At 75.4% G+C, this 11,555-nt stretch carries 8 protein-coding genes; 4 read left to right on the top strand and 4 right to left on the bottom strand.

Annotated features, from left to right (window positions below; genetic code table 11):
* The first annotated feature begins 1 nt into the window (after window position 1).
* The 3 genes from D5H75_RS39410 to D5H75_RS39405 all read left to right on the top strand — a co-directional run bounded on the left by D5H75_RS39410 (window position 2) and on the right by D5H75_RS39405 (window position 2,927).
* Entirely contained in the window at window positions 2-817 is an 816-nt protein-coding gene (locus tag D5H75_RS39410) for an SDR family NAD(P)-dependent oxidoreductase (RefSeq protein ID WP_119931741.1), read from the top strand.
* A gap of 311 nt (window positions 818-1,128) precedes the next feature.
* Entirely contained in the window at window positions 1,129-1,707 is a 579-nt protein-coding gene (locus D5H75_RS42470) for a hypothetical protein (RefSeq protein ID WP_206781982.1), read from the top strand.
* Window positions 1,704-2,927, top strand: a complete 1,224-nt coding sequence (locus tag D5H75_RS39405) for a PrsW family intramembrane metalloprotease (RefSeq protein WP_202638960.1) — start codon at window positions 1,704-1,706, stop codon at window positions 2,925-2,927. The genes D5H75_RS42470 and D5H75_RS39405 overlap by 4 nt, the downstream gene beginning before the upstream one ends.
* 92 nt (window positions 2,928-3,019) lie before the next feature.
* On the opposite strand, the gene D5H75_RS39400 is transcribed toward D5H75_RS39405, so the two are convergent.
* The 4 genes from D5H75_RS39400 to D5H75_RS39385 all read right to left on the bottom strand — a co-directional run bounded on the left by D5H75_RS39400 (window position 3,020) and on the right by D5H75_RS39385 (window position 10,134).
* Window positions 3,020-4,702, bottom strand: coding sequence for a hydantoinase B/oxoprolinase family protein (locus D5H75_RS39400; protein WP_242454775.1), 1,683 nt, complete (start codon window positions 4,700-4,702; stop codon window positions 3,020-3,022).
* Window positions 4,699-6,732 (bottom strand): hydantoinase/oxoprolinase family protein, encoded by a 2,034-nt coding sequence (locus tag D5H75_RS39395; RefSeq protein WP_119931739.1) that lies wholly within the window; start codon window positions 6,730-6,732, stop codon window positions 4,699-4,701. The genes D5H75_RS39400 and D5H75_RS39395 overlap by 4 nt, the downstream gene beginning before the upstream one ends.
* 61 nt (window positions 6,733-6,793) lie before the next feature.
* Window positions 6,794-8,404 carry a serine/threonine-protein kinase gene (locus D5H75_RS39390; RefSeq protein ID WP_119931738.1) on the bottom strand — a complete coding sequence of 537 codons (1,611 nt, stop codon included), beginning with the start codon at window positions 8,402-8,404 and terminating at the stop codon, window positions 6,794-6,796.
* Window positions 8,401-10,134 (bottom strand): zinc ribbon domain-containing protein, encoded by a 1,734-nt coding sequence (locus D5H75_RS39385; protein WP_119931737.1) that lies wholly within the window; start codon window positions 10,132-10,134, stop codon window positions 8,401-8,403. Before D5H75_RS39385 ends, D5H75_RS39390 begins: the two co-directional genes overlap by 4 nt.
* Window positions 10,135-10,343: 209 nt before the next feature.
* On the opposite strand from D5H75_RS39385, the gene D5H75_RS39380 reads away from it, so the two are divergent.
* Window positions 10,344-11,549: a sensor histidine kinase gene (locus D5H75_RS39380; protein WP_119931736.1), complete on the top strand. Its 1,206-nt coding sequence runs from the start codon at window positions 10,344-10,346 to the stop codon at window positions 11,547-11,549.
* Window positions 11,550-11,555: the final 6 nt, after the last annotated feature.

Here is an 11,555-nt window from a genome sequence, read left to right as displayed (position 1 = left end):
GATGGAGGTCTCCACGCGCCGCTTCGCCGGCCGCGCCGCGCTCGTCACCGGCGGCGGCTCGGGGATCGGGGCCGCCTGCGCCGTACGGCTCGCCGCCGAGGGCGCGGCGGTCGCCGTGGCCGACATCCGCGCGGACGCCGCCGCGTCCACCGCCGCCCGGATCGAGGCGGCCGGCGGCACGGCGTGCGCGCTGACCTGCGACGTCGCGGACGAGAAGCAGATGGCCGCGGCGGTCTCCGACGCGGTGTCCCGGTTCGGGCGGCTGGACGCGCTGCACGCCAACGCGGCCTGCCTCGATCCGGAGGTCTACGGGAGGGACCTGGACCTGCTCGACATGGACGCCGGGGTCTGGGACCGCACGATGGAGGTGAACCTGCGCGGCGCGATGCTCGGGGTCAAGCACGCGGTGCCGGCCATGCTCGCCGGCGGCGCGGGCGCGATCGTGTTCACCTCGTCCGTCTCCGCGCTGCTCGCCGACTCCGCCCACGCCGCCTACGGGGCCTCCAAGGCCGCGCTGCTGTCCCTGACCCGCTACGTCGCCACGATGTACGGCTCGCGCGGCGTGCGCTGCAACGCGGTCGTCCCCGCGCTCGTGCTCACCCCGCGCGCGGCCGGCGCGCTGGGGGAGGAGCGCCTGCGCGACAAGGCCGCCGAGCGGCTGCTGCCGTGGGCGGCGGACCCCGGGGACGTGGCCGCGGTGGTCGCCTTCCTCCTGTCGGACGAGGCCCGCTGCGTGACCGGCCAGGCCCTGGCGGTGGACTGCGGCACCACGGCCCACCGCCCCGAGCACGCCCTACGCGCCCGCGCCGCCCGCTGACGCCGCGGGCGCCTCCCCGCTGACGCCGCGGGGGCCTTCCCGCTCGCGCGTGTGGCCGCCGGCGGGCTCGCCGTACCGGAGGGCCGCGCCTCACCCGGTGACCGAATTGACGGCCCGTGAGGCACCCGTTACACGAGGAAATCGCCGCTCAAGCCGTACGGCACGCGTTCATCGCCTCTTCTGGGGATGTCCGGAAATGTCGTAAGGGAGGGAGCATCGCAGGTAGACGCGGCAAACCAGCGGTGTTCGGCGGGACCGCGTGGGACAATCAGGTGACTTCTCCTCCTGGCTGGGCAGTGGGACCTGTGCAAGTGAGCGGGGGGAGCATGGCCGGGCACACGCGACGGCGAACGGGCTTCGGCCTCGACAAAGAGGGACGCGGGGCGACGCTGGCCGTCGCCGGGATCATGGCCGGCGTCGTGCTGATTCCGACGCTGCTCAACGCGACGGCGGACGGCTACGCCCCGGTGCGCGCGGGCGAACGCTTCACCGCGGGCGCGTTCCGGTTCGAGCCGGAGCCGTCCTGGCGGATGGACGTCATGCGATCGATGAACGGGCAGAGCGTGCTGGTGGGCGGGAGCGCGACCTACACGGTGCGGCCGCTGGGCCGGGCCGGGTCGCCGCACGCCGCCTACCTGCTGGCCGCGCGGCGGCTGGAGGAGGGCGGTCTGGCCCGCGTCTCCGGCGTTCCCCGGCCCTTCCGCACTCGCGCCGGGCAGGCCGGGCTCACCGGGGAGATCACCGGTGCCGTCGAGGGGCGGCTGTCCGTGGTGCACCACCGGGGGCGGGCAGTCGCGGCCGTGCTGATCGCGCCGCCCCGGCCGCTGCCCGACCCCGGGCTGCTCCGCCAGGCCGAGCGCATGACGGCGTCACTGGAGGTGCCGCCGTGATCAGGCTCCCGCTCGGTGAGGGCTTCCTGCGCCCGCACCGCCACGCCTTCTGGCTCTACCTCGTCTCGCTCGCCGTCGGCGGGACCACGGTCATCGGATCGCTGGCCCGCCGTACGGCCGAGGCGCCCCCCGGGGCCCTGCTGCTGGCCGTCGTGCTCTACGCGATCTGGCTGGCGCCGGTGCTGTGGTTCGTGTGGCGGCTGGAGCTGTTCGAGCGGGAGCCGATCTCGCTGGCCGCCGCCGCGTTCGTCTGGGGCGGGCTCGCCGCCACCGGGCTGGCGCTGGCCGCGAACACCGCGTTCGTGTCCTACCTCGCCAAGCTCGACTCGGGCTTCGCGGCCTCCTGGGGACCCGCCGTGGCCGGGCCGACGACCGAGGAGACCCTGAAGACGCTCGCCGTCGTCATGATCGTGCTGATCAACCGGGGCCAGTTCGACCGGGTGCTCGACGGGTTCGTGTACGGCGCGCTCGCCGGGCTGGGGTTCCAGGTCGTCGAGGACGTCATCTACGCCCTGTCCATCGCAGCCAAGTCCGGCTCGGGCTGGGTGGGCGGGCTGGTGCTCAGCTTCGTCATGCGCGGGCTCATCAACGGGCTGTGGACGCACGCCGCGTGGTCGGCGATCTCCGGGGCCGGGATCGCGTACTTCGTGACCCGGCGCGACCGGCCGTTGAACCGCCGGCTCCTGGTGGCGGCGGTCCTGTGCGGGCTGTCCTGGCTGCTGCACTTCGTCAACAACTCGCCGCTGTTCGTGCTGATGTTCGGCGGGGGCGGGCTGCTGACCATCGCGCAGATCATCTTCAACGGCATGGTGACGCTGTGCGTGGTCATCGTGATCTACCGGGCCGCCTGCCGGATCGAGTACGGCTGGTTCGCCGACGTGGTCGCCGACGACGTGCGCGCCGGCCTGTTCACCCCGCGCGAGGTCGCGGACCTGGCCACCAACGGCACCCGCCGCCGCGCGATCCGCCGCATGCGGGGCCTGCGCGGCCCCCGCCTCCAGCGGGAGCTCCAGCACGCCCAGATCGCGTACGGCGTGGCCAAGAGCCGTTCCCCGGACCCGGCGACGGACCCCCGCCTGGCCGAGCTCCGCCGGACCATCGCCGAGATCCGCTCCGACATCGCCCGCCTCCCCACCCGCCCCCGTCCGCGCCTGCGCCCGGCCCCGAGGCCCCCCTTCCACTCCGGCCTCTGGCGCCCCCAGGAGGACGAGGCCGCCTGACCCCTTCGCCCCTCCGCGCCCGCCGGCACTCGGTGGGTTCCAGGGGGAGAGGTGGCGACGGGTCGTGGAGGATGGGCGGATTGGCGTGGAGGTCAGGGGGCGCCGGTGTCCAGGGTCAGGCCGTAGGTCTCCTGGGCGGCCCGCCGGGTGATCTTGCCGGCCTTGAGATCGGCCAGGATCTCGGGGGCGGGGCGGTCGAGGGGGTCGCCTATGCCGCCGCCGCCGGTGGTCTCGACGACGAAGGCCTCGCCCGCGCGGAAGAGGACGTTGTTGGACTTGGCGGGGAGGCGTTCCAGGGCGCCGTCCGCCGTCATGCGGTAGAAGCCGCCGAGGCGGCCCGGGTGGCCGCCGGCGCGGCCGGGCGGGGCGAGGCGCAGCCGGTCGCCGCGGGTGGTCACGCAGGCGTCGGCGAGGAAGCGGAACACGGTGCGCGATCCGAGGCCGCCGCGCCAGCGCCCGGGGCCGCCGGAGTCGGGGATGACCGACACCGACTCCACGATCAGCGGGCAGCGCGCCTCCACCGGCTCGGCCTGCGGCACCGAGTTGCGCCCGAGCCCGAAGTGCACCCCGGTCGCGTCCGGCCCGTCCTTGCCGTGCCGCGCGCCCACCCCGCCGAAGTCGTACGACAGGTGGATCCAGTACGGCGGCGCGACGGACGCGATCGAGAACGGCTGCAGGATGCCCGACGCCGCGATCGCCATCGACGGGACCGCGTCCGACAGCGCCGTGAAGACGGCCTCCATCGCCGCGTAGATCGGGACGAACCGCCCGCCGCAGGGGTGCGGCGAGGTGGCGTTGAGCAGCGAGCCCGGCGGCAGCCGTACGTCCAGGGCGCGCAGGCAGCCGTCGTTCATGGGGATCGCCGGGTCCGTGAAGCAGCGCACCGCGAACACCGCCGCCGCCAGCGACTGGGACACCGACGCGTTGATCGCCGCCGGGACCTGCGGGTCCGTGCCCGCGAAGTCCACGGTCACGCCCTCGCCCGCGATCGTCACCGCCACCCGGACCACGTGCGCCCGGTCGAGGTGGATCCCGTCGTCGTCGATCGGGTACGACGCGGTGTACGTGCCGTCGGGCAGCGCGGCGAGGGCCATCCGCATCCGCGCCTCGGTGTGGTCGAGGTAGTCCTCGACGCCCCGCGCGAGCCCCGCCGCGCCGTACGTCTCGACCAGGGCGGACAGGCGCGCGGCGGCCACGGCGGTGCCCGCGACGAGGGCGCGGACGTCGCCCATCACCTTGTCGGGGGTACGGCTGTTCGCCCGCAGGATCGCCGCGATCGCCGGCTCGATCCCCTCGGCCGTCGCCAGCCGGACCGGGGGGAGCTGCAGCCCCTCCAGGAAGATCTCGGTGGCCAGCGGGGCCATGCCGCCCGCCGACAACCCGCCCAGGTCCGACACGTGGATCATGGTGGCGGTGAAGTAGGCGACCTCGCCCGCCACGAAGACCGGCCGGTAGACGAGCAGGTCGTTGGTGTGGACGCCGCCCCGGTAGGCGTCGTTGAGCGTGTAGACGTCGCCGGGGCGCATGGCGGCGAGCGGGATCTCCTCCAGCAGGTGCGGGAGCGCGACGGACAGCGCCATGCCGTTCATCAGGGTGGTCGCCATCGACTGCGCGATCAGCCGGCCGCGCGCGTCCAGGATCGCGGCCGAGGCGTCGGACCCCTCCACGATGAAGGTGGAGTACGCCGACCGCACCACGACGATGCTGGCCTCCTCGGCGGCCACCACGAGCGCGTGCCGCAGCACCTCCGCCGTCAGGCCGCCGTCCCCGCTCACGCGCGCCTCGCGAGGACGACGTTGCCGTTCTCGTCCGCGGCGGCGTCCCAGCCGGGCGGCACGACGATCGTGGACTCGGCGTCGGCGACGATCGCGGGCCCCGTGACGCGGCCGAGCCCGGCCCGGCGGTGCACGGGGACCTCGGTGTGCCCGCCGGTCTCGGGGAACCAGGCGCGGCGGCGTCCCGGGGGGCCCGGAGCCGCCGAGGCCGGAGCCTTCTGCGGGGGCTTGTCCACGGGGCGCGTCACCCGCACGCGGTAGCTCACCACCTCGGTCGGCCCGCGCTGGCGGATGCCGTACACCTGCTCGTAGAGCCGGAAGAACTCCTCGCGGAAGTCCTCCCCGGGCCCCTCGCCGTACGGCACGGTGATCTCGTGCGCCTGGCCCCGGAACCGCAGGTCCAGCGACCGCTCGACGATCGCCTCGGACGGCGGCGCCTCCAGGTCGGCCGCGCCCTCCGCCGCCAGCTCCTCGAAGACCGCCGGGTCGGGCTCGGCCGAGGGCCGGGTCCGCACGCGGTCGGTGGACAGGTCCGTGGCCAGCAGTCCCACGGCGGACCCCACCCCGCACGACGGCGGCACGATCACCGTCCCGATCCCGAACCGCTCCGCCACGCGCGCCGCGTGCGCCGGCCCGGCCCCGCCGAACGCCACCATCGCGAACCCGCGCGGATCGATCCCCCGCTGCACGGTCACGACGTGCACCGCCGACCCCATCGCCGCGTTCGCGATCTCGTGCACGGCGTGGGCCGCGTCCTCCCGTCCCACGCCCAGCGGCGCGGCCAGGCGATCGACGGCCTTCTCCGCGAGCAGCCGGTCCAGCCGCATCGACCCCCCGGCGAACCCCTCCTCGGCCAGGTAGCCGAGCACGAGGTTCGCGTCGGTGACGGTGGGCTCGCCGCCGCCCAGACCGTAGCAGGCGGGGCCGGGGGAGGACCCGGCGCTGCGCGGGCCGACCTTGAGCGTCCCGCCGTCGTCCACCCAGGCGACGCTGCCGCCGCCGGCGCCCACCTCGGCCAGGTCGATCGCCGGGGTCTTGATCGGCACGCCCGTCCCGGCCCGGCGCCCGCCGAAGCTCCCCTTGCCGCCGACGTGGAACTCGTGGGTGATCCGCGGCCGCCCGCCCTGGATCACGCACACCTTCGCGGTGGTCCCGCCCATGTCGAACGAGATCACGTCGGCGAACCCGGCCTGCCGCCCCGCCTCCGCGGCGGCCAGCGCCCCGGCGGCCGGGCCGGACTCGATCGTGGCCACCGCGCGCCGCCCCGCCAGCTCCGCCGACATCACCCCGCCGCCCGACTCCATGACCTGGACCCGGGGCGTGATCCCCACCGCCCGCAGCCGCGCCGACAGCCCCCCGAGGTACGCCTCCATCACCGGCCCGACGTACGCCGACATCAGGGTCGTGGTGGCCCGTTCGTACTCCCGGACCTCCGGCCAGACGTCCGAGCCGGTCACGACGGTCACCTCGGGCCCGAGTTCCTCGCGCAGGACCCGCGCCACCACGGTCTCGTGCGCCGGGTTCGCGTACGCGTGCAGCAGGCAGACGGCCACGGCCTCGACCCCCCGCGCCGCGATCTCGCGGGCGATCCGCCTCACGTCGTCGGGGTCCACCGCCCGCAGGACCCGCCCGGAGGCGTCCACCCGCTCGGGGACCTCGAAGCAGTCCTCGCGCGCGACGGGCGGCGCGGGCGGGTCGAACCGCAGGTCGTACCGGTCCTCCTCGACCCGGGCGTACCTGCCGAGCGGCAGCAGGTCCCCGAACCCGAGGGTCGTCACGAACGCGACGCGGACGCCCCGCCGTTCCAGCACCGCGTTGGTGGCCAGCGTCGTCGCGTGCACCACGCGGCCGACCTCCCCGGGGGCGGCCGAGGCGGCCGCGAGCACCCGCCGCACCCCGTCGAGGACGCCCTCGGCCGGGTCGTGGTGCGTGCTCAGCACCTTCGCCACGGCGGCCACCCCGTTCCCCCCGGACAGCACCACGTCCGTGAAGGTCCCCCCGACGTCCACCCCGAGCGCGTACTCATGCACAGCCCGCACCCTACGACCCAAGCAAACGCTTGTCTACAAGTCGTACGGCGGGCCGCCCGGCTCACTGGCCGATGACGGCCCCGGAGATCATGCGGTCGAACAGCGGCCGGTCGCAGGAGGCGGGGGCGCAGAAGAAGGTGAGGAAGGCCGCCGGGGCCCCGGGCCGCTGGACCACGTAGGCGAAGAAGTCCAGCCGGCCCCCGGCCTTGGGGTCGCTGACCACGCCGTCGATGCGGAAGGCGGGGTGGCCGCCCACCGTGACCGGGACGGGCGCGCCGGCGTAGCCGACCTCGCCGGGCATGAGGGACTTCAGGCTCTCCTGCAGGTTCTCGGAGGAGTCGGAGAGGTTGAGGGAGTCGCTGACACCCGTGTAGACGCCCTGCGCCCGGGCGGGCTCCTGCGAGATCAGCCCGTTGACCGAGGTCCAGTCCCCGGCGATCGGCGTGGTGAAGAGTCGCTCGAACTCCTCGGCGGCCGGGGAGGCGACCGCGAAGAGGTCGGCGTGGGTCCGCGCCTCCCAGCCGCCGGGGTAGCTGAACGTGAAGGGGGCCGCGACCGTCGAGGGGTACTTCTTCCACACGTTCCCGCCGCCGCCGCGGAGCGTCAGGAAGGCCACGCCCAGGGCGATCACGGCGAGCACGGCGAACGCCACCCCGGCCAGCCGGCCCCGCGTCAGCCGTATCCGGGCCGCGGGGCGGGGGGCGGGCGCGGACGGCGCGCGGGGGTGGGAGGGGTGGGTGGAGGAGCCCAGCGGCGGCCGGGTGTCGACCGGGTGCCCGGCCGGGCGGTACGCCGCGAGGCCCGTGAAGTCCTCGCCGCTGATGGCGTCGCGCAGGGCGGCGACGAACTCGCGGCAGGTGCCGTACCTCTCGACCGGGGACTTGGCCAGGGCGCGGGCCATGACCAGGTCCACGGACGGGGGCAGGTCGGGGCGGTGCGAGGTGACCGGGGCCGGGTCGTCGCTGACGTGGGCGTAGAGCAGGGCCAGCTCGCTGTCGCGCTGGAACGGCGGCACCCCGGTCAGGACCTCGTAGGCGACGCAGCCCAGGGCGTACAGGTCGGAGCGGCCGTCCACGGGCTGGCCGGTGATCTGCTCGGGGGCGACGTAGCGCGGGGTGCCGAGGAACTGGCCCTGGCTGGTCAGCCCGGCCAGGGAGTACGTGCTCTTGGTGAGGCCGAAGTCGGTCAGGTAGACGTGCTCGGGCTCGCCCGTCCCCGCGCCGCCGGCGATGAGGATGTTGGCGGGCTTCACGTCGCGGTGGACCAGGCCCTGCTGGTGGGCGGAGTCCAGGGCGGAGGCCACCTGGGACAGGAGGCGGTTGGCGCGGGCCACCGGCGGCGGGCCCTCGTGGTCGAGGAGGCCGCGCAGGTCGCGCCCCTCGACGTAGCGCATGGCGATGAACAGCAGGCCGTCGGCCTCGCCCGCCTCGAAGATCGGGATGATGTTGGGGTGGTCGATGCCCGCGACGGTGCGGGACTCGCGCACGAACCGCTGCCGGAAGCGCGTGTCGAGGGCGAGCTGGGGGGCGAGCACCTTGAGCGCGACCTGCCGGCCCAGGCGCTCGTCCCGGGCCCGGAAGACCATGCTCATGCCGCCCTGGCCCACGAGGTCCTGCACCAGGTAGTCGCCCACCCGCGTGCCGATCAGGGACTTGCCGAAGAGTTCGCTCATTGGTCCGCCGGGTGGCCGCAGAAGGCGCAGAACTGGTGGGCCTGGCCCAGCCGCATGCCGCACTGGGTGCAGAAGCGCTGGTGCGGCCGGGCGCCGTCGCCGCCCGCCGCGGGCCTCGGCGACGTCCCGCCCGGATCCGAGGGATGCCGCGCCCCGCTCACCCCGCCCGCGCCGTACGGCGGGCCCGGATCGGACGGGGACCCGTACGGCGGGCCGGGGCCGGACGAGGAACCGGGGCGCGGGCCGGGGCCGGACGAGCGCCCGCCGCCGTATCCGGGGTCGGACGAGCGCCCGCCGCCGTATCCGGGGTCGGAGCCGGGCGAGGCCACGGCGTGGCGGGGGACGAGGGTGGTCCGCTCCTCGTCGGGGGACGGCCGCGACGGCTCGTACGGCGATGGCGGAGAGGGCGGAGAGGGCTGCGCGGGCGGCGGGGCGCCGGAGGCCGGGGACACGGGGGAGCCCGGGGACGACGCGGCGGCCTCGGCGGGCCGCCGCCTGCGCATCAGCGCCGGCACGGCCACCGCCAGCGCGACCACCGCGAGCGCGCCCACGGCGGGCCACAGCCACGGCCCGAGCCCGCCCGACCGGTCCTCCGGGGTGCCGCGCTTGACCGCCTTGCCCGCGTCCTGCGCCGTCCCGCGCCGGGCGAGGGCCGTGCGCAGGTGCTCGGCGGCCACCGCGTGGTCCGGCCGCTGGCGCAGGACCTGCTGGAGCACCGGGACCGAGTTCGCGTAGAACCGGTTGTGGTAGTGGGCGAGCGCGTTCTCGTACAGCACGTCCACCGGCCCGCGCCGGGGCGGCGCCCCGGCGGCGGTGAGCGCGGTGCGGATGTCCTCGACCGAGGTGGCCAGGATCTGGCCGCCCCCGCCGCCGTGGATCAGGCCCACGACGTCGCTCTTGCCGTTGTCGATCACCGCCGCGCCGGCCGCGCCCGCGTCGAGCAGCCGGGTCAGCTTGTCGCGCTCGGCCGCCTTGAACGTCTGGCTCCCCGGCGGGTCCAGGTGGGCGGTCTCGACCTTGAGCGGGGCCTTCGGGCCGGGCCGCCCGGGGAAGGCCATGACGTTGACCGACTCGATGCGGCTGCCCAGCGTCTCCGCCAGCGGCGCGGTCGGCAGGTTCGCCTTCTCGGCGCCCTTGGTCACCCGCAGCACGGCGGGCTCCCCGGGCGCGGACCCGGCGCGCACGATCTCGGCGGGCAGCCCCTCGGCGGCGGGCGGGTCGGAGTGCGGGAAGACCGTGACGACCGGCGTGACCTCGGTGACGCAGGTGGAGCTCGCGGTCTGCGGCGGGTAGCACGCCTTCAGCCGCCCGGCCAGGTCGTCGTTCGCCACGGTGTGCTGCGAGAAGTCCTCGGGGATTCGCACCTTGAAGTACTCGGCGAACACCTTGTTCGCGGCGAGCACGCGCGGGTCGCGCGACGGCTGGACCACGCCGGTCGCGGTCACCACCACCCCGTCCGGGGTGACGGTGAACCCGCTGCCCGAGGCCACGGGCACGGTGTAGGTCCGGGAGAAGTGCTTGATCTGCCCCCGGTCGTCCAGGAGCGTGATCCGCACCCGCGAGGAGGCCTCCACGCGCACGGCGGCGGGCGTCACGCGGTCGGTGGACCCGCTCGGATGGGGGTGCGCGAGCGCCACGGGGGCGGCGACCGCGGTCAGGCCGCCGGCCAGGACCAGCGCGGCGGCGGCGCGAGGGCCGCGTGCGGTCCCGCCGCGGAGGTGCTGGGGCATGGTCGCCTCCGAGGATGCCCGGGAGGAGGGTAAACCAAGCCTCCCAGCGCAGCCCGCCATGTCAAGCGATATCCGGAGTCGGAAGGTGACAGCGGGCGACGGGCGTGACCGCGCGGCGGTCGCGTCAGCCCGCCGGGGGACATCGGGCCGGGGCGGAATCCGACCTGCGGCGGACGTCCGCCGCGAGGCCCGCGTTCTAGCCTGCGGGCATGAGCTCCCGCCGCCCGCCCGCCCTCGCCGACCTCCTCGTGGCGATCGCCGTCGGCGTGTTCGCGATCGCCGAGGAGCTCACCGTCACCGACCTGGGCCCACCCCGGCCGGGGTGGTCGTGGATGGTGGCGGCGGCCGTGGCGACCGCGCTTCTCGTGCTGGTACGGCGCGGCGCCCCGTTCGGGGTGTACCTCGTCTACGCGGCGATGAGCCTGGCGCTGGAGCTGACCGTGCCCGGGCTCGACGCGGCGGCCTGGCAGTTCTACGCGATGTTGCTGCTGTTCTTCACGGTGACCAGCGAGCTGCCGCCGCGTGACCGGCGGGTCGTGGCCTCGTACGCGGTGGCGGCGGGCCACCTCGTACTGATGATCACGGACATGGCGGCGCGGGAGAGCGTCGTGGGTGACGTGGCGATCGCCCTCTTCATGATCACTTTGGCGGGGGTGGCGGGTCACGTGGTGCGGCGGTATCTGGAGCGGGCGGTGGACGCCGACGCGCAGAGCAGGCTCGTCGCGGCGCGGAGCGAGCTGCGCGCGATGGAGGCCGTGCTGGAGGAGCGGGCGCGGCTGGCCCGCGAGCTGCACGACATCATCGCGCACAGCGTCAGCGTCATGGTGGTGCAGATCGGCGGCGTGCGGCTGATGCTGCGCGAGGACCAGGTCCGCGAGCGGCAGACGCTGGTGTCGGTGGAGGAGACGGGGCGCTCGGCGGTGGAGGAGCTGCGCCGGATGCTCGGCCTGCTCCGCGCCGGGCCCGACGACGACCCGCTGTCGCCGCAGCCGGGGCTGTCGCGGCTGGACGACCTGATCGAGCAGGTGCGCGCGGCCGGGCTGGACGTCGCGGTCGAGCTGGAGGGGGAGCCCGCGCGGCTGCCGCCGGGGCTGGACCTGTCGTTGTACCGGATCGTGCAGGAGGCGCTGACGAACACGCTCAAGCACGCCGGGCCCACGCGCGCCCTGGTCCGGATCCGGTTCCGCAACCACGAGGTGAGTGTGGACGTCACCGACGACGGCCCGCGCGGGAGCCGTGCCGGGCGCGCGGGGGCGCGGGGGGAGGCGGGGAAGCCGGGCGGGCCGGGGGAGCCGGGACACGGGCTGATCGGGATGAAGGAGCGGGTCGCGTTGTTCGGTGGCACCTTGTCGGCGGCGCCGCGCCCGGAGGGCGGGTACGGCGTGAGCGCGCGGCTTCCCGTCGGGGCTCGGTAACCTCCT

Origin of the sequence: Bailinhaonella thermotolerans (assembly GCF_003594875.1) — a bacterium.
In the GTDB taxonomy this organism is placed as follows: domain Bacteria; phylum Actinomycetota; class Actinomycetes; order Streptosporangiales; family Streptosporangiaceae; genus Bailinhaonella; species Bailinhaonella thermotolerans.
This window is presented reverse-complemented; position numbering and strand designations above follow the sequence as displayed.